At 68.4% G+C, this 16,661-nt stretch carries 17 protein-coding genes; 10 read left to right on the top strand and 7 right to left on the bottom strand.

What is annotated here, in order from left to right; genetic code table 11:
- Window positions 1-29: 29 nt before the first annotated feature.
- The 4 genes from ettA to FXF68_RS00665 all read left to right on the top strand — a co-directional run bounded on the left by ettA (window position 30) and on the right by FXF68_RS00665 (window position 4,584).
- Entirely contained in the window at window positions 30-1,694 is a 1,665-nt protein-coding gene (gene ettA, locus FXF68_RS00680) for an energy-dependent translational throttle protein EttA (protein ID WP_148756875.1), read from the top strand.
- A gap of 101 nt (window positions 1,695-1,795) precedes the next feature.
- Window positions 1,796-2,233: an acyl-CoA thioesterase gene (locus FXF68_RS00675; protein ID WP_148756874.1), complete on the top strand. Its 438-nt coding sequence runs from the start codon at window positions 1,796-1,798 to the stop codon at window positions 2,231-2,233.
- Window positions 2,230-2,823, top strand: coding sequence for a GNAT family N-acetyltransferase (locus FXF68_RS00670; RefSeq protein ID WP_148756873.1), 594 nt, complete (start codon window positions 2,230-2,232; stop codon window positions 2,821-2,823). Before FXF68_RS00675 ends, FXF68_RS00670 begins: the two co-directional genes overlap by 4 nt.
- A gap of 354 nt (window positions 2,824-3,177) precedes the next feature.
- Window positions 3,178-4,584 carry a S28 family serine protease gene (locus FXF68_RS00665; RefSeq protein ID WP_148756872.1) on the top strand — a complete coding sequence of 469 codons (1,407 nt, stop codon included), beginning with the start codon at window positions 3,178-3,180 and terminating at the stop codon, window positions 4,582-4,584.
- A 177-nt stretch (window positions 4,585-4,761) separates the two neighbouring features.
- Here the strand turns inward: FXF68_RS00665 and FXF68_RS00660 are convergent, their stop codons facing one another.
- From FXF68_RS00660 to FXF68_RS00650, 3 genes are all read right to left on the bottom strand, one after another.
- The gene (locus FXF68_RS00660; protein WP_148756871.1) at window positions 4,762-5,151 is read right to left on the bottom strand and encodes a globin; all 390 of its coding nucleotides are present in this window, start codon (window positions 5,149-5,151) and stop codon (window positions 4,762-4,764) included.
- 61 nt (window positions 5,152-5,212) lie between these two features.
- Window positions 5,213-6,208, bottom strand: coding sequence for a mechanosensitive ion channel family protein (locus FXF68_RS00655; RefSeq protein WP_148756870.1), 996 nt, complete (start codon window positions 6,206-6,208; stop codon window positions 5,213-5,215).
- Window positions 6,209-6,466: 258 nt separating this feature from the next.
- Complete coding sequence (locus tag FXF68_RS00650) at window positions 6,467-6,748, bottom strand: hypothetical protein (RefSeq protein WP_148756869.1); 282 nt, start codon at window positions 6,746-6,748, stop codon at window positions 6,467-6,469.
- A 422-nt stretch (window positions 6,749-7,170) separates the two neighbouring features.
- Here FXF68_RS00650 and FXF68_RS00645 point away from each other — a divergent pair, with 422 nt between their 5' ends.
- Together FXF68_RS00645 and FXF68_RS00640 are read left to right on the top strand one after the other, a co-directional pair.
- Complete coding sequence (locus FXF68_RS00645; protein WP_425458574.1) at window positions 7,171-8,817, top strand: NsdA family TPR-like regulatory protein; 1,647 nt, start codon at window positions 7,171-7,173, stop codon at window positions 8,815-8,817.
- Window positions 8,818-8,823: 6 nt separating this feature from the next.
- Entirely contained in the window at window positions 8,824-9,435 is a 612-nt protein-coding gene (locus FXF68_RS00640; RefSeq protein ID WP_148756868.1) for a GNAT family N-acetyltransferase, read from the top strand.
- A 367-nt stretch (window positions 9,436-9,802) separates the two neighbouring features.
- Here FXF68_RS00640 and FXF68_RS00635 read toward each other — a convergent pair whose 3' ends face one another.
- The gene (locus FXF68_RS00635) at window positions 9,803-10,951 is read right to left on the bottom strand and encodes a helix-turn-helix domain-containing protein (protein ID WP_148756867.1); all 1,149 of its coding nucleotides are present in this window, start codon (window positions 10,949-10,951) and stop codon (window positions 9,803-9,805) included.
- A 111-nt stretch (window positions 10,952-11,062) separates the two neighbouring features.
- Between FXF68_RS00635 and FXF68_RS00630 the strand changes: the two genes are divergently transcribed.
- On the top strand, window positions 11,063-11,476 hold the full coding sequence (locus FXF68_RS00630) for an ATP-binding protein (RefSeq protein WP_148756866.1): 414 nt from the start codon (window positions 11,063-11,065) through the stop codon (window positions 11,474-11,476).
- Window positions 11,477-11,813: 337 nt separating this feature from the next.
- Window positions 11,814-12,185: a hypothetical protein gene (locus FXF68_RS00625; RefSeq protein WP_148756865.1), complete on the top strand. Its 372-nt coding sequence runs from the start codon at window positions 11,814-11,816 to the stop codon at window positions 12,183-12,185.
- Between the two features lie 43 nt (window positions 12,186-12,228).
- Here FXF68_RS00625 and FXF68_RS00620 read toward each other — a convergent pair whose 3' ends face one another.
- A complete protein-coding gene (locus FXF68_RS00620) occupies window positions 12,229-12,999 on the bottom strand; it encodes a methyltransferase domain-containing protein (RefSeq protein WP_148756864.1) in 771 nt (256 codons plus the stop codon).
- Entirely contained in the window at window positions 12,996-15,098 is a 2,103-nt protein-coding gene (locus tag FXF68_RS00615; protein WP_148756863.1) for a prolyl oligopeptidase family serine peptidase, read from the bottom strand. The genes FXF68_RS00620 and FXF68_RS00615 overlap by 4 nt, the downstream gene beginning before the upstream one ends.
- Window positions 15,099-15,376: 278 nt before the next feature.
- Here FXF68_RS00615 and FXF68_RS00610 point away from each other — a divergent pair, with 278 nt between their 5' ends.
- Window positions 15,377-15,886, top strand: a complete 510-nt coding sequence (locus FXF68_RS00610; RefSeq protein WP_067897030.1) for an HNH endonuclease — start codon at window positions 15,377-15,379, stop codon at window positions 15,884-15,886.
- Between the two features lie 199 nt (window positions 15,887-16,085).
- Window positions 16,086-16,298: an FmdB family zinc ribbon protein gene (locus FXF68_RS00605; RefSeq protein WP_148756862.1), complete on the top strand. Its 213-nt coding sequence runs from the start codon at window positions 16,086-16,088 to the stop codon at window positions 16,296-16,298.
- Here FXF68_RS00605 and FXF68_RS00600 read toward each other — a convergent pair.
- The gene (locus FXF68_RS00600; protein ID WP_148756861.1) at window positions 16,295-16,642 is read right to left on the bottom strand and encodes a DUF1330 domain-containing protein; all 348 of its coding nucleotides are present in this window, start codon (window positions 16,640-16,642) and stop codon (window positions 16,295-16,297) included. The genes FXF68_RS00605 and FXF68_RS00600 overlap by 4 nt on opposite strands.
- Window positions 16,643-16,661: the final 19 nt, after the last annotated feature.

The raw sequence follows: 16,661 nt of genomic DNA, 5'->3' as shown, positions 1-16,661 counted from the left end.
CGGTGCCCGCGACCCTCTAGGCTTGAAATATGGCCGAGTACATCTACACGATGCAGCGTGTGCGCAAGGCACATGGCGACAAGGTCGTCCTCGACGACGTCACCCTGCACTTCCTCCCGGGCGCGAAGATCGGCGTCCTGGGACCGAACGGCACCGGTAAGTCGACGCTGCTGCGCATGATGGCCGGTCTGGAGCAGCCGTCCAACGGCGACGCGCGCCTCATGCCCGGGTACACGGTCGGCATGCTCCAGCAGGAGCCTCCGCTGAACGAGGAGAAGACCGTCCTCGGGAACGTGCAGGAGGGCGTCGCCGAGACCAAGGCGATGATCGACCGGTTCAACGAGATCGCCGAGAAGATGGCGACGGACTACTCCGACGAGCTCATGGAGGAGATGGGCAAGCTCCAGGAGCAGCTCGACCACCGCAACGCCTGGGATCTCGACAGCCAGCTCGAACAGGCCATGGACGCGCTCCGCTGCCCGCCCGGCGACGCCGAGGTGGCGAAGCTGTCGGGTGGTGAGCGCCGCCGCGTCGCGCTGTGCAAGCTCCTCCTCGAAGCCCCCGACCTGCTTCTGCTGGACGAGCCCACCAACCACCTCGACGCCGAGAGCGTCCAGTGGCTGGAGCAGTTCCTCGCCAAGTACGAGGGCACCGTCCTGGCCGTCACCCACGACCGCTACTTCCTCGACAACGTCGCGACCTGGATCCTGGAGCTCGACCGGGGCCGCTGCTACCCGTACGAGGGCAACTACTCCACGTACCTGGAGAAGAAGGCCGACCGCCTCAAGGTCGAGGGCAACAAGGACGCCAAGCGCAAGAAGCGCCTCCAGGACGAGCTGGAGTGGGTCCGGTCCAACCCGAAGGCCCGGCAGACGAAGAGCAAGGCCCGCCTGGAGCGGTACGAAGAGATGGCGGCCGAGGCTGCCAAGACCCGCAAGCTCGACTTCGAGGAGATCCAGATCCCGCCGGGCCCCCGGCTCGGCAACACGGTGATCGTCGCGGACAAGCTGACGAAGGGCTTCGAGGACCGCGTCCTCATGGACGACCTGTCCTTCAGCCTCCCGCCGAACGGCATCGTCGGCGTCATCGGCCCGAACGGCGTCGGCAAGACCACGCTGTTCCGGATGATCGTCGGCGAGGAGCGGCCGGACGCGGGCGAGCTGCGGCTCGGCGAGACCGTCAAGGTCTCCTACGTCGACCAGGGCCGCGGCGGCATCGACCCCAAGAAGACGGTGTGGCAGGTCGTCTCGGACGGTCTCGACCACATCAACGTCGGCCAGGTCGAGATGCCGTCCCGCGCCTACGTCGCCGCGTTCGGGTTCAAGGGCCCCGACCAGCAGAAGCCGTCCGGCGTCCTGTCCGGCGGGGAGCGCAACCGGCTGAACCTGGCGCTCACCCTCAAGCTCGGCGGCAACGTCCTGCTGCTGGACGAGCCGACCAACGACCTCGACACCGAGACCCTGTCCAGCCTGGAGAACGCCCTCCTGGAGTTCCCCGGCTGCGCCGTGATCACCTCGCACGACCGGTGGTTCCTCGACCGCATCGCGACGCACATCCTCGCGTGGGAGGAGGGCTCGAACTGGTTCTGGTTCGAGGGCAATTTCGCCGACTACGAGAAGAACAAGATCGAGCGACTGGGCGCCGACGCGGCCCGTCCGCACCGCGTGACGCACCGCAAGCTCACCCGCGACTGATCCACCCGTCCACCGCGGGCGCGCCCGGCGCGCCCGCGGTGGACGAACCCGCTGCGGGTAACATCGGGCCGGACCGGTTTCCCGTACCCCCAGGCGAGGACATGCAGCAGACCGACCTGCCCGAGGCCGAGTACCGGCACGTGTACGAGTTCCACATCCGGTTCGGCGACATCGACTCCCAAGGCCACGTGAACAACGTCAGGTTCCTCGGCTACCTGGAGGACGCGCGGCTGGAGATGTTCCACGGCGACCCGGTGCGCAAGGGGGAGAAGCCGGTCCGCGGCATGGTCGTCTCGCGGCACGAGATCGACTACCGGCTGCCGCTGCTGCCGACCGTCTACCCGATCCGGGTCGAGACCTGGGTGACCGAGGCCCGCGCCGCGTCGTTCAAGCTGGCCTACGAAGTGCGGGACGACGACAACGTCTACGCCGAGGCGACGTCCACCATGGTCGCGTTCGACCCGGAGACGAACCGGCTGCGCCGCTTCACCGAGGCGGAACGGGAGTTCGTCGGGCGCTACCTGGCGCCGGGCGCATGACCGCGCCGGCGGGGACGCCGCCCCGGCTCGCCGACGTCCGGTCGGAGGTGCGGCTCCGCGTCGTCCAGATGGCGGACGCCGAGGCGCTCGCCGCGCTCTACGCGGAGAACCGCGACTACCTGCGCCCCTGGGAGCCGGTGCGGGACGACGCCTACTTCACCGTCGACGGCCAGCGCGACAACCTCCAGCGCCTTGTGGAGGCGTACGCGACGGGCGAGATGTGGCCGGGCGTGATCCTGCTGGAGGGCGAGATCGCCGGACGGATCACGCTGAACAACGTCCTGCGCGGCCCCCTGCAGAGCTGCTTCCTCGGCTACTGGGTGGCGCGCGCGCACGCCGGACGCGGCGTCGCGACCGAGGCGGTGCGCCGCGCCCTGGACGTCGCCTTCGGCGACCTGCGGCTGCACCGCGTCGAGGCGTTCACGAGGGTCGACAACCACGCCTCGCAGCGCGTCCTGGAACGGAACGGCTTCACCGTCGTGGGGACGGCCCGCCGCCACATCCACCTGGACGGCCGCTGGCACGACGAGCGCTTCTTCGAGCGCCTGGCCCCCTGGGACGACGGCATAACCCCCACCCCACCCGCCTGACCCGCTCCGTCGGTGTGACGCCGTGCGCGCCCCGCTTCACCCGAGCCCGCGTTCACCCGAGCCCGCGTTCACCCAAGCCCGCGTTCACCCAAGCCCGCGTTCGGCCATGCCCCGTTCGGTCGCCCTTCGTTTGGCCGTCTCCGCGTTCGAGCGTGCCGTGTGCGGCGGCGCTCCGCATTCGGCCGGGCGCGGGGTGCTGGAGGCGGGCGGGGGCCGTGACAACCGAGTCGTCACGGATAGGTAACAAGCGCAACAGCAATCCGTTTTCGGCACCCTTCTCCCTCTAAGGTCGCGACGCGAATGTGGAGAACCCACGCGAAAGGGGCACTAATGCGGCGCGTCTCACGAGGAGCGATGGCACTGCTGCTCGCCGCGGGTATGACCGGGGCGGGCGTCACGGCGGCGCAGGCGGGCACCACGCATGCGGGCACGGCCCAGCGGGGAACGGCTCAGGCCGTCGACATCCTTGACCAGCTCAGGGCGATTCCCGGGATGCAGGTGACCGAGAAGACGTCGGCGCTGCCCGGTTACCGCTGGTTCTGGCTCGAATACCGGCAGCCGGTGGACCACCGGAAGCCGCGCGGGCCCTGGTTCGAGCAGCGCATCATGCTTCAGCACAAGGCGTCCGACCGGCCGATGGTGCTCTACACCAGTGGATACAACACGCCGGAGACGATGTTCACGGCCGAGCCGACGGCCCTGGTCGGCGGCAACCAGATCTCCGTGGAGTACCGGTACTTCACGCCGTCCCGTCCCGAGCCCGCGGACTGGTCGAAGGACGACATCTGGCAGGCCGCCACCGACGAGCACCGCCTCATCGGCGCGCTGAAGACCATTTACAAGGGCAAGTGGATTTCGACGGGCGCCAGCAAGGGCGGCATGACGGCCGTCTACCACAAGCGCTTCTACCCGCGTGACGTGGACGGCAGCGTCGTGTACGTGGCCCCTAACGACGTGAACAACAACGACGACCACGCCTACGACGACTTCTTCAAGAAGGTCGGCACGGACCCGGAATGCCGCGCCCACGTGAAGGCGCTCGCCCGCGAGTTCCTGAAGCGCCGGCCGGCCATGCTCAAGCGTTTCAAGGCCGCGGCCGACGAGGGCGGCTGGACGTTCACCATCCTGCGCACGCAGGACCGCGCGTTCGAGAACTCGGTAATGGACTACGAGTGGGCGTTCTGGCAGTACAGCCTGCAGTCCGACTGCGCGTCGCTGCCCGCGGTGAACGCGTCCGACGACGACATCTACCAGACGCTCGACACCATTTCCGGGCTGTCGTTCTACAGCGACCAGGGCCTCCAGCCCTACATTCCGTACTACTACCAGGCGGGCACGCAGCTCGGCTGGCCCACGCCGAAGTTCAAGAGCCTGCGCCCGCTGCTGCGGTACGAGAGCAGCTACCAGCCGCGCACCTACGTCCCGCGTGACATCCCGATGCGGTTCGACCGCGGAAAGGCGATGCGCGACATCGACCGCTGGGTGCGCGGAAACGCGAACCACATGCTGTTCCTCTACGGCTCGAACGACCCGTGGGGCTCCGAGCCGTTCCGCCTCGGGCACGGCAGCCGCGACTCGGCCGTCTACGTCGCGCCGGGCATGAACCACAGCGCCCGCCTGATCGACAAGCTCACCCCGGAGCAGAAGGCGAAGGCGATCGCCGACCTCAAGCGCTGGGCCGGTGTCGAGGCGGGGACGCAGTCGCTCAAGTCCGCCCCGGCGGCCGACGACCCGCTGCAGCTCCAGCGCCCGCCGCTGTAGCTCCGGAAGTCCGGTAGCGGAACTCGCGGTGTGCCCGGCCCGTGCGCCGACCCCTGGCACGGCCGGGCACACCGCGCCGTCTTCTCGGCCGCTTCAGCGGACGGGCAGGCCGGAATGCGGCCATGGGCAAGCCGGAGCCGAGGTTGGCGCCCACGTGGATTTGGCGGGGCGGCGGATCTAGCGGGGCGTCGGAGCGTTCACGAGGCTCTGGGCGGCCATCGTGAAGTAGTTCCAGAGCTGCTGCTCCAGCGGCTCGGGCAGTTTCAGCTCCTCGACGGCGACCCGCATGTGGCGCAGCCAGGCGTCCCGCTGGGCCTCGTCGATCACGAAGGGGACGTGCCGCATCCGCAGCCGCGGATGCCCGCGCCGCTGGCTGTAGGTCGACGGACCGCCCCAGTACTGGATCAGGAACAGCCGGAGCCGCTCCTCGGCGGGGCCGAGGTCTTCCTCGGGGTAGAGGGCGCGGAGGTCGGGGTCGTCCGCGACGCCCTGGTAGAAGCGGTGCACCAGCCGGTGGAAGGTCTCCTCGCCGCCGACCGCCTCGTAGAAGGTCACCTGTTCAGCCATAGCGCTCCCCACCCTATGCGAGACCCCGCGCGGGCCGCGTCCCGATCCGGATCTTGGACGGTCACGGCGCCGGGGTCGCGACCGTGACGCCCGCCTCGTCGAACGACCGCTTGACCCGTTCGCGCAGCTCGCGCGCCACATCGCCCTGCCTGCCCGGCGCGGTCTTCAACACGACGCGGATCACGATCGCGTCACCGGCGAGGGCCTGCACGCCCCACACCGACGGCTCCTCCAGGACGATGTCGTTCCACGGCCCGTCCGCGACCATCTCGTCGGCGGTGCTCTGCAGGATCTCCTTGACCTTCTCGGTGTCCTCGTGGATGTCGACCGGGATGTCGAGGACGGCGCGGCCCCAGTTCTGCGACTCGTTCCCGACCCTCTTGATCTCGCCGTTCGGGACGTACCAGACGACGCCGTTCACGTCCCGCATCCGCGTGACCCGCAGCGTGACCGCCTCGACCGTGCCCTTGGCGCCGCCCACGTCGATGATGTCGCCGACGCCGTACTGGTCTTCGAGCAGCATGAACAGCCCGGCGAGGAAGTCCTTGACGATGTTCTGCGCGCCGAACCCGACGGCGACCCCGATGACGCTCGCGCTGGCCAGGATGGGCGCGATGTTGAGGCCGATCGAGCCGAGGATGCTGAACGCCGCCGTCCCCATGATCACGATGGACGCGATGGATCTCAGCACCGAGCCGAGCGTCTGCGCCCGCTGCGCGCGCCGCTTGTTCAGCAGGACGGGGTTGCCGTCGAAGACCGTCCGGGACCGCTCCCGGACCTTCTCCGCCATCGTCCCCTCGGCCATCTGCATCGTGACCTTGCTGATCATCCGGTGCGCGAGGTTGCGCACGATCAGCGCGATCACGAAGGTGAGGATGATCTTGGAGAGGGTGCCGAGCGGGGCGTCCAGCCAGTCCGCGTAGAACTTCGTGAACCCGCTGTTGTGCGAGATGTTCCAGACGAGCCGGCACGCGGTCGTCGGCGTGGAGTCGCCGCAGGCTGCCTCAGGGGTGCCGTCCTGAGCCCACGGCAACGACGAAGCGACGGCGAACGACATGCGAAGAACCCTCCCCGGCCATTGTGGTGCCTGGACACCGCGCCGTGCCCCCGGCGGGTACGAGCCTGATCGTAGGGGACGTTTCCGACCGGTTCATACTCGCTTCGGGGATGGTCACGGCTGGCCGGGGAGGGTTGGACCGGCGGGCGCGCCCCTGCGGCGCCCGCGACCGCCGCGCTGTCTCTCCGGCCGCGGGGCGCGGGGCGCGCCCGGTCTGGGAGGCGTTCCGGCGGCCGCCGGAACGCCCGTCCGCCGGGGTCAGCGCCGCAGCGGCTGCAGGACGTGCGCGAGCTTGAGGGCGGCGCCGCCGACGTCGTCCACGCGGTGCATCCGCTCGCCCCACGACCACCAGAAGTAGTGGTCCTTGGTCTCGGGGGCGGGGGCGCACGTCACGTCCTCCGCGAGGCTCGCGGCCTCCGGGTTCACGACCCGCAGGAACGCCGGGCCCGAGCGGGTCCGGACGACGCGGGCGACGAGCCCCCGCGTGTCGAGCTCGTGCTCAAGCTGTTCGAGGTAGCCGACGCGTCTGTCGCTGACCACCTTCGCACCCCCTCCGTAGGCGAGCGCCGGCCGCGTTGCCGGGCGCGGGCTCTGCGAGCACCGGACGGGTGATCGACTGATGATCGACTCTGTGGAGCCGTTCGGTCACCCGCGGCGAGAATTGCAACTCTCACGGTGCCTGGTCAAGTGACGCCGCGTCCGGCGGAGAACCGGATTGCCCCACCTCAGAGGAAGTCTCCACCCCTACGGAGGAAGATTCTCTACCCACGGTGGGCGGGACCCGTCCAGGAGGTCACCACTTCCGCCGAATCGCTTGGCCCGCACTGTGACGGGGGTTACGCTGCGTGCGCGAGAGATTATCTCTCGTGGCCAATCAAAATGACCGGTCGCCGTGGCCGGGACGATCGTCCTCCCCCCCGGGAAGCGACGTCCCCGCCCGACGGTGGAGGAGGCCGGAGCCGATGTCGGATCCCCCCCGTAAAGAAACGGACGTGGCTCGCCGGATCCGCGCGCATGCCCTCGCCCGAGGGCGCTCCCCGGTCGAGATCGCGCAGGAGATCCACGAGGCGTGCGGCCCGCTGTTCGGCACCAGCCGGGTCAAGGCGCACCGCCTCGCCCACGGCGTCGCGCTGTCCGACATCGTCGCCCAGGTCAAGGCGCTCTACGAGGTGGACGGCAAGCCCCCGCCCCGGTTAGGCGAGACCCTCCTGTCCGCCTACGAGAGCGGCTACAAGCGCCCCGGCCCCGAGTACCTCCACTACCTGTGCGCCGTCTACCGGGTCGAGCCCGACGCGCTCGACTACCAGAGCCCCTGCATCTGCGGACGCGGCCACGCCGTCCGTTCAGGCGCCGGGAGCGTCCCCCAGCCCCGGGTGTCCGAGCGGCGCCCGGTTCAAGACCCCGACGCTCTCGTCGGGGCGATCGTCCCCAGGTCCGGAGAGCGGCCCTGGGCGACGGTGACCGACCTACGGGGCCCCGACCGCGCAGACGGCCCCCTGAACATTGATGTGGGAGAGGAGGACATCGTGCTTCGTAGGACCCTGCTGCAACTTCTGGCCGGAGCGGGCGTGGCGCTCGACGGTCAGTTCCTCGGCGCGGTCGACAACCTGCGCCGCAAGATGGACGACACCCTCGTCGGCGCGACCGTCTCGCCGACCATGCTCGACCAGTGGGAGGAGACCACGTACGGCTACGGACAGCAGTACCAGGCCACCCCTTCCCTGCGCATGCTCTGCGACGTCCTGCTGGACTTCAGCGAGGTGCGGCGGATGTGCGACAAGCGGCAGCCGGTCGAGCTCCAGGAGCGGCTCTGCCGGATCGCCGCGCAGCTGTCCGGGCTGTCCGGGCTGATCATGATCAACCTCGGTGACCACCGGCTCGCCCGCTCGTTCTTCCGCACCGCGCGCACCGCCGCCGACGAGACCGGCGACCGGCAGCTGCGCGCCTGGGTGACCGTCCGGGAGTCGCTCGTCCCGATGTACTACGGCGACCCGCGCGAGGCGCTGCACCTCGCCCGCAAGGCGCAGGACCTCGCCGGCCGGACGCCCGGCGTCGCCGCCGCCATGGCCCCCGCCGTGGAGGCCCGCGCGCTCGGCATGCTCGCGCTGCGCGGCCGCGGCGACGCCGCGCCGAGCGCCCGGCGCGCCCTCGTCCGCGGCCGCTCGGTCTTCGACCAACTCTCCAAGACCGACACCGGCGACCTCGTCTTCGGGTTCACCGACCGGCAGATGGCGTTCTACGAAGGCGACACCTTCACCAGCCTCGGCGACCACAAGCACGGCGACGAGGCGCTCAGCCACGCCCTCACCCTCTACTCGCCCACCGACCGCGTCGACCTCACCCTCGTCCGACTCGACCGGGCCATGTGCAAACTCCACGGCGGCAACCCCGACGCCGCGCTCGCCGCCGGGCAGGAGGCCATCCTCGACCTGCCGTCCGACCACCGGTCCGACATCCTCGTGCACCGCGCCCGCCAGATCGGCGCCGCGGTCTCCGCGAAACACGGCGAGATCCCCGGGCTGAAGGACTTCTACGAGGCCCTCGCCGGGCCCTGGGTGCAGAGTCCGACGCAGGGCCGTCCGTCCGTCCCGCCGTCCGAGCAGGTCTGACCCGGCATGGCCACGCCCGACAACGCCTCCTGGCCGGGCCACCCCGCCCGCACCCTCGTCCGGCTGAGGGACGAGCCGCCCGAATGGCGCTTCGGAGACCTCCGGCTGCGCCGCTACCACGCCGCCGACCACGGCATCGTCCTCGCCCTGCACCGCGAGGGCCTCGCCCAGGTCGGCCTGCGCCCCGGCGACGGCGTCTACTACGACCACGACTTCTTCCGCATGGACGACATCTACCTCCGCAACGACGGCGAATTCCTCGTCGGCGAACTCGACGGCGGCATCGTCGCGATGGGCGGCCTGCGCCGGGCCGACCTCGTCCCCGGCGGCCACGCCCGCGCCTACGGCGGCTATGCCCCCGGCGCCCCCGCACTCGACGCCGCCGAAATGGTCCGCCTCCGCGTCCTGCCCGCCCTGCAACGCCGCGGCTACGGCGCCGCGCTCGTCCAAGCCCTGGAAGAACGCGCCGTCGAACACGGCTACCGCATCCTGCGCGCCGACACGACGGAACTCCAGGAGCCCGCCCTCGCCCTCTACCGAAAATTCGGCTGGACGGAGACCCGCCGCGAGACCATCGGCGGCATCGTCAACATCTACATCGAGAAACCACTCCGGTGAACACCTGAGCCGCGGGGTCGTCACGCCGGTGGCGCGGCCCGACGGGACGGCCCCGCTTGTTTATTGCGTTTCTCTCCTCCTTCGGGCCTTGGCGGCCCTCCATCGTCGAGAAACGCGGTGCGATCGCTGCATCGCTCCGGCTCGCCTTGCGGCTCGCTGCGCGATCGGGTTCTCGCTTCGCTCGAACCTGCCTTCGGACGCGATCGCGACTCTTTTGGTTGTTGCGGGGTTCTGTGGTGGCTGGGGTTTTGTGCAGTAGTGGGTGCGGGTGGGTGCTGCTCGCTCGCTTGCGCTCGCTTCGCTTTTGGTTTCGGCCAGGTTCTCGCTGGCCAACCTGACCAGCCGTCGGCTAACCCCGATCATCCCTCTACGTTCGCCGGGGAGCTGGCGTCGCAACGGAGCGGAGGTGCCCGATCGCCTCTCGCATCTCGGGGACACGGTGCCACTGATTCGCATAGGTAAGAATCTGCCTCACGTTCCTGTCCGATCGTGCTGAGGTCACGAGTGGAACTATTGAGGCCAGGTCTTCCATTTGGTTCGCCGCTTGTGAAACCTGGCCTGCGCGCAGCGACGCCAAGACCTGGCTCCCGCGCCAGGTCGCGGCGAGCAACGGGAGATCCTCGAACCTGCGGACGGCCGCGTCAAATGCCGAATTGGCCCGGTCGTAGTTCCGTATCCTCGCGAAGGATAATCCGGCATTCCCGGCGATCACGCCCTTAGTGATCGGAGAGAGCCCGTCCAGTTCACGGGCAGTGTCCATGGCGGATAGCGATTCACTGATGCTGAAGCTCGACGTCCTTGCATGCCAGCCGAGTGCGACCGCCAACCGGGCGTTCAAACGTGCCCGATGTTCACTCGTGATCTCTTCAAGCAGGAGCCCCCTTCGTGCGTAGTGCGCTGCCTTTTGTGAATCGACTGAGGTTGTGAAGCAACAGAGATTCTCGAGGCTGTGCGCGACACCTTCGACGTGGTTCGCACGTCGCGCGAGCGTTAGTCCGACTGATCCGACTTCTTCGGCTTCCCGGGGAAGTCGCGCGTCGTAAAGGATCAGCGATGCGCTCCTTGCGAGGTTGGATGCCGCCTGTTGAAGGGCGCGGTCCCGGCTGGTGATTGCACCTTTCACGTTCCGAACGTGACGCAGTGCTGTCGAGACGAGCGGAGAGCCGCCGAACTGGAGTTCCGACGTGGAAAGTCGATTGGCCAGCATCTGGACGTAGGTCGAGTCTTTGTAGGGGCTGGATGTGGGTGTTGGAATCAGGGTCACCGACGCGGCAGCGATGATGAATTCGCGACGCTTCACGGGGTCCGACTCCTCACTTTCGGGGGTTATGCGTATTTTCCAGCCTACACGGGCTAGCAACGCGGCAGCGTGATTGATCTTCAGGTCTCGCTTGCCACTGATCAGGCGCGACACCGTGGGCTGATCCATGTCCAGTTCAGAGCCTAAGCGGCCCTGGGTCCAACCACGCCCTTCCAAGATCATTTTAAGTGCCTCGGAGATGTTGTGTGCCTCCATGATGTCAGCGTATGCGCGTACGGACATGACGCGCTAGCGCTTCTTGGACATGGTGACAGGATATGACTCACTCGAAAGTACGAAGCGGACGCCGCAACGCGAGGAGAGAAAATGAAGACATTCACGTCACCAATGAAAGGAGTGACGCTCTCCTGCTCTCCTGAAGAAGTCTCCCGAGCGCGCCGGGCAATTCGTGTCATGCTGACGGAACGCTTTTCTCAAAACGTTGTTGAAGTCATCGAGCAGTGCACAAGCGAGACAGTCACAAACGCCATCGTGCACTCCGCCTCGAAGGACAACGGCGGGAAGGTCCTGCTTCTCGTCATCGAACTGTGGGACCGAATCCGGGTCGAGGTCATCGACGGTGGCTCCGCGCACAGCACGCCGAGAATCACCGAGCCCGGCACGCAATATCCCGAGCACGGGCGAGGCTTGTTTCTCGTCAACGCGCTCGCGAGCGCCTGGGGCTCGTACGTGGACGAGACCGGCGGCAACGTCTGGTTCGAGGTCGAGACTTCTAAGTGAGACTCCGGCGGGGTCGAGAGCCCCACACTCCCCGCCGCCTAACTCCGCTTCGTCTCCAGCCTCTTGAGGGGTTCTAAGTGCACATACTCCGAAGGATTCAGGAAAGATGGCAACTCGAAGTGTTGCGGTGCCGATTCCCGGAATGGGACATCGTTCGGACGGACCGTGACATGTGGAGCATCAACCGTTGCCAGGTTCACCGTGCCGTCCACGGCGACATCCAGACGGTTCGTGCGGAACTGAAATGGTTTGACAAGCTCTTCTGGTTCGGAATAATGCGCCATGGGCGACGGTGGCCCTAAGTGGCTGACGGAGGGAACGCGAAAGAGGGGGTGCGATGACGCATTGGCATATATTGCGACTGAAGTTCGACTCCGCGAAGATGTCCACTGAGAACGCCATTGACGTCAATCTCTTCTTCGGCTGGGACCGATACCCCACCACTACGGCGGCGCATGAAGCCATCCGTGAGGACATTCTCCGGCAATACCCGCAAGCGAAGCAGTTCGCTGCGCTAGGCGGTACTCCCATGAGATTCGGCGTGCACTATAGAATCAATCCCGATCTGTTCGTCACCTGGCAACTCGCAGAATGCTCCAGGCGGCGTTGCAAGAAGGTCCGAAGCTCGGTGGAGCAACAGATGCACGCTTTTCTCGCCAAGAATCTCGGCGTTGCGCCAACCGTTACCCGGGAACAGAAGAGCACCTGACCGAGCGGGTGGGGGCCGCTTGCGCCTGGCCCCGGCTTACTGCCTACTGGGGTCGGCTTGCGCCTACCAGTTGCATGAAGGGGTAGCGGTGTTGCTTCAGGTCTTGAAAGCCGCGATCTCTGAGTGCCGCTGTTATTTCTTTGTCGCCGAAGATTTTGTAGCCTGTGGCTCGGCGTAGTAGGGATCGGGCTGCGGGTGGGGTTGGGAGTATGGCTGGGTGGCGGGATGCGAGGATTGTTAGGTGGCCGCCTGGTTTTAGGACGCGGGTCATTGCGTCTATTGCTGCCCAGGGGTCTTTGAACAGGTAGAGGGCGCCGAAGCAGGATACGGCGTCGAAGGTGGCGTCGCGGAAGGGTAGGTCTGTCGCGTCGCCTCGGACGTATTGGATTTTCGGGTCTGTTGTGTCTTCCGCGGCGCGCGTCAGCATTGGTCGCGATGCGTCCAGACCTATGAGTAGGCCGCCTTCTCCCACGCCTTTTGATAGGGCTCGGGTTACGTTGCCGGGGCCGCAGGCCACGTCCAGGACTGTCGCTGGGCCTCCAGAGAGGGCCAGCCAGTCTCGGGCCATGGCTTGTTCGGTGGCCGTGTCCGGGCCTAGCGGCCAGCCCTTCGCCACGTTGAAGCCTATGGGGCGCCAGATTCGCTCGTAGATCTTCGGTAGGAAACTCGTTTCCATTACCGATTGGGCTAGCGAGGGGGAGCGGGGCGTCTCCGGGGGCAGCAGGTCCAAGAAGCCCTGTGAGACGTCCGGTCGGGTGGGCTCCTCGCGCAGTAGCGCGAGGAGCCGGTCTATGGGGCTCTGCACCATGGTCATCCTGTTATTAGACCACTCGTCAATTCGTCGCCCAGGGGGAGGCCGGTCTGGGCGGCGAGAAAGGAGAGGGTGTCTGTCATCAGGTCGACCGAGCGGGTCACGGAGCGGGCCGCGTGGCCTACGTCTGACTCGTTGCGGAGGAGGATCGGGGCCTCTGAGGCGGTCGCGTACTGGAGGGCGGCGCACATCTTGCGGGCGTGGAGCGGGTCTACGCGGGTGTCGCTGCCGAAGGTGGTGAACAGGACGGCCGGGTAGGCGGTGCCCGGGTGGACGTGGTGGTACGGGGAGTAGCCGATCAGCCAGCCGAACTCCTCGGGGTCGTCGGCGGTTCCGTACTCGTCGTTCCAGGTCTGGCCCAGGCCGAAGCGCTCGTAGCGGACCATGTCCAGGAGGGGCGCCGAGCAGACGACCGCGCGGTACAGGTCGGGACGCTGGGTCAGCGCGACGCCTACCAGCAGGCCGCCGTTCGAGCCGCCCGAGATCGCCAGTTGGGACGGGGTCGTCAGGCCGTCCTCGATCAGCTTCTCGGCGGCGGCGTGGAAGTCGTCGAACACGTTCTGCTTGCGGTCGCGCATCCCGGCGCGGTGCCAGTCCTCGCCCTCCTCGGAGCCGCCGCGCAGGTTCGCGATCGCGTAGACGCCGCCTGCCTCGACCCAGGCCAGGATGCTCGCCGAGTAGGACGGGGTGAGCGAGATGTTGAATCCGCCGTATCCGTAGAGGATGGTCGGGCGCGGGCCCGTGTGGCCGGGGCGGGACGAGACCAGCATGCGGACCTGGGTGCCGTCGGCCGATGAGTAGGTCATCTGGCGCGTCTCGATCTCCGGGACCTCGACCGTGCCCGGTGCGGACGCCCAGAGTGTCGTTTCGCGTGTGCGTGCGTCGTAGCGCATGACCGAGGACGGGGTCACGTTGTCGGTGTAGCCGAACCATGCCTCGTGGCCGCCCTCGGGGCGTTCGACTATGCCGCCGATCGAGCCCAGCCCGGGTGTCGGGACCGTCCCGGTCTGTTCGCCGGTCTCCAGGTCGTGGACGGTGATCTCGCTGATCGCGTGGCGCGTCCAGCCCGCCAGGATGACCGGCCTCTCCAGGTCGTCCAGGATCGCGAAGTCGGTGAGGACGGCCTCCGGGTCCTGCGGGATCAGGTCCCGCCACGCCTCGTACGCCAGGTCGGACGGGTCGGCCACGCACAGCCGGGAGCGGGGCGCGTCGCGGTCGGTGAAGATGTACGCGCGGCCGTCGCGCCCGATGTGCACGCCGGTGCCCGCGTCCACGCCCACCTGGACGGGCCGCAGCCCCGGCGACTCCAGCGGCGACGCGGACAGGTCCGCGATCCACAGGTCGTTCCGCGGCGCCGTGCCCTGCGAGGACGAGACCGTCAGCCACCGGCCGTCCCGGCTGACCCCCACGCCGTAGTAGTTGGTCTTGTCCATCCCGGCGCCGAAGATCAGGACGTCGTCGGTGTCGGGCTCCGTGCCGACCCGGTGCAGGTAGACGCGCCGGTGGTACTGCTCCTCGCCCGCCGGGACGTCCCGCGCGGGCAGCCGCCGGACGTAGTAGTACGCCTCCCCGCCCGGCAGCCACGCCACCGACGAGTACCGGGAGCGGTCGATCGGGCCCTCCACCCGCTCGCCGGACGCGATGTCCATGACGTAGAGCAGCGACTCCTCGTCCCCGCCCGTCGACAGCTTGTAGGCGAGGCGGCGCCCCTCCTTGTCGGGCTGCCAGCCGTCCAGCGTCGTCGTCCCCTCCGGGTCGAGGGCCGTCGGGTCGACGAGGACACGCTCGGAGCCGTCCGGGCCGACCGTGTACAGCACCGGATGCTCCTGCTCGGCGGTGCGGCGCGTGAAGAACCGGCGCTCGCCCCGCCACACCGGCGCGCCGACGCTGCCCGCGCCGAGCAGCTCGGTGAGCCGCCCCCGCAGCCCCGCCCGGCCGGGCAGGGCGTCCGCGACCTTGTGGAACAGCCGGTCCTGGGCGGCGAGCCACTCCCTGGTCTCCGGGCTGCCCGCGTCCTCCAGCGCCCGGTACGGGTCCGCGACCCGGTGTCCGTGGATCTCCTCGACGATGTCCGCGCGGTGCGCGGGCGGAAACGGCGTCATGGATGCACTGTATTGGGCCTTCCGGGCGGCCCGTCCCGCGCTCTCCAACGCGCCGCGAACCGGGGTTTGCGTTCGATCAGCCCCCCGAAGGGGGACTATTGGGGTAGCGGACGGCCTCCCTCAGACGCCACACTGATTTTGGTCGGTTCGCCCCGGGGAGGTCCTCATGGCGAGTGCGCAGGTACCGGAATCGATAATCGGGCCTCGGTGCGAGGCGCGCCCCGTCGCGCCCGCCGAGGCTGAGGAACAGCAGGACAGCCCGGCGGAGGGCGTCTGAGATGAGACAGGTCCTCCTCCTGAACGCGACGTACGAACCACTCACCACGCTCCCGCTCCGGCGGGCGGTCTGCCTCGTGCTTCGGGAGAAGGCCGAGATCGTCCACCACGACACCTCAGGCGCCGTGCTCCATTCGGCGACCATGGCCGTCGACGTCCCGTCCGTCATCCGGCTCCGCCGCTACGTCCGCATCCCGTTCCGGACCCGCGTCCCCCTCACCCGCGCCGCGCTGATGCGCCGCGACAACTTCCGCTGCGTCTACTGCGGGCTCCGCGCCGAGACCATCGACCACGTCCACCCGCGCAGTCGCGGCGGCAAGCACACCTGGGAGAACTGCGTCGCGTCCTGCATGACCTGCAACCACCGCAAGGCCGACCGCCTCCTGTCCGAAATCGGCTGGACCCTGACCGTCACCCCCGCCGTCCCAAGAGGCGCCCACTGGCGCCTGATAGGCCTGATCCACGACGGCGACCCCCAATGGGCCGCATATGTAACGGAGCCCGCCGCGTGATCTCTTAGGGGTGTCCGGGCCGGGCGGCCGGAGGGCGCCCAGCGCCCGGAGGCCGCACGGCCCGCCGAGCCGGTCGACCGCAGCGGCACGCAACGAACCCGCACGGTCCCGGCGACCCGTACCGTGCCGTGAGGATCGACCGGCTCGTAACGGGGGTTCCAGGGGGTCGCCCCCCTGGGCAAACACGTATTCTGGGTGGGTGCCTCGTTATGACTATCGTTGCCGTGCTTGCGGGTCGACCTTTGAGGTGTCCCGGCCGATGATCAATGCGTCCGATCCGGCGCCGTGCCCGGAGGGGCATGACGACACGGTCAAGTTGCTGTCCACGGTCGCCGTCACCGGTGCGTCCGCGCCGACTCGTCCGGCGGGTGGGGGCGGCGGCGGGTGCTGCGGCGGCGGGTGCTGCTCCTAGCCCTCCTGGGCCTTGCGCAGAGCCGCGGCCGTCCGCGTGGCGTCGTAGTCCTCGGGGACGCCGTCCAGCAGGACGACCGTGCCTTCCATGTGGTCGGTTCGCATGCGCAGGATCTCGCGGTAGGCGTCCGAGGCGTACCAGGCGCGGGCCGTGGCCATGTCGGGGAACTCGACCAGTACGTAGCCGCCCTCCAGCGTTCCCTCCAGCACCTCCGCGTCGCTGGCGTGGACGAGGAACCGCCCGCCGAACGGTTCCATGGTGGCCTGGATGCGCTCCATGTAGACGAAGACGTCCTCGTGCAGCGGCGGCCGGGGACGCAGGTGGGCGAGCGCGTACGCGGTCATCGTGGTCTCCTTCCGAGCG

The organism is Actinomadura decatromicini, assembly GCF_008121305.1.
GTDB lineage: Bacteria > Actinomycetota > Actinomycetes > Streptosporangiales > Streptosporangiaceae > Spirillospora > Spirillospora syzygii.
This window is presented reverse-complemented; position numbering and strand designations above follow the sequence as displayed.

Bases quoted from the DNA above. Each gene is read 5' to 3' on its own strand.
- ettA (WP_148756875.1), top strand. From the start codon at position 30: ATGGCCGAGTACATCTACACGATGCAGCGTGTGCGCAAGGCACATGGC.
- FXF68_RS00675 (WP_148756874.1), top strand. From the start codon at position 1,796: ATGCAGCAGACCGACCTGCCCGAGGCCGAGTACCGGCACGTGTACGAG.
- FXF68_RS00670 (WP_148756873.1), top strand. From the start codon at position 2,230: ATGACCGCGCCGGCGGGGACGCCGCCCCGGCTCGCCGACGTCCGGTCG.
- FXF68_RS00665 (WP_148756872.1), top strand. From the start codon at position 3,178: ATGGCACTGCTGCTCGCCGCGGGTATGACCGGGGCGGGCGTCACGGCG.
- FXF68_RS00660 (WP_148756871.1), bottom strand. From the start codon at position 5,151: ATGGCTGAACAGGTGACCTTCTACGAGGCGGTCGGCGGCGAGGAGACC.
- FXF68_RS00655 (WP_148756870.1), bottom strand. From the start codon at position 6,208: ATGTCGTTCGCCGTCGCTTCGTCGTTGCCGTGGGCTCAGGACGGCACC.
- FXF68_RS00645 (WP_425458574.1), top strand. From the start codon at position 7,171: ATGTCGGATCCCCCCCGTAAAGAAACGGACGTGGCTCGCCGGATCCGC.
- FXF68_RS00640 (WP_148756868.1), top strand. From the start codon at position 8,824: ATGGCCACGCCCGACAACGCCTCCTGGCCGGGCCACCCCGCCCGCACC.
- FXF68_RS00635 (WP_148756867.1), bottom strand. From the start codon at position 10,951: ATGGAGGCACACAACATCTCCGAGGCACTTAAAATGATCTTGGAAGGG.
- FXF68_RS00630 (WP_148756866.1), top strand. From the start codon at position 11,063: ATGAAGACATTCACGTCACCAATGAAAGGAGTGACGCTCTCCTGCTCT.
- FXF68_RS00625 (WP_148756865.1), top strand. From the start codon at position 11,814: ATGACGCATTGGCATATATTGCGACTGAAGTTCGACTCCGCGAAGATG.
- FXF68_RS00620 (WP_148756864.1), bottom strand. From the start codon at position 12,999: ATGACCATGGTGCAGAGCCCCATAGACCGGCTCCTCGCGCTACTGCGC.
- FXF68_RS00615 (WP_148756863.1), bottom strand. From the start codon at position 15,098: ATGACGCCGTTTCCGCCCGCGCACCGCGCGGACATCGTCGAGGAGATC.
- FXF68_RS00610 (WP_067897030.1), top strand. From the start codon at position 15,377: ATGAGACAGGTCCTCCTCCTGAACGCGACGTACGAACCACTCACCACG.
- FXF68_RS00600 (WP_148756861.1), bottom strand. From the start codon at position 16,642: ATGACCGCGTACGCGCTCGCCCACCTGCGTCCCCGGCCGCCGCTGCAC.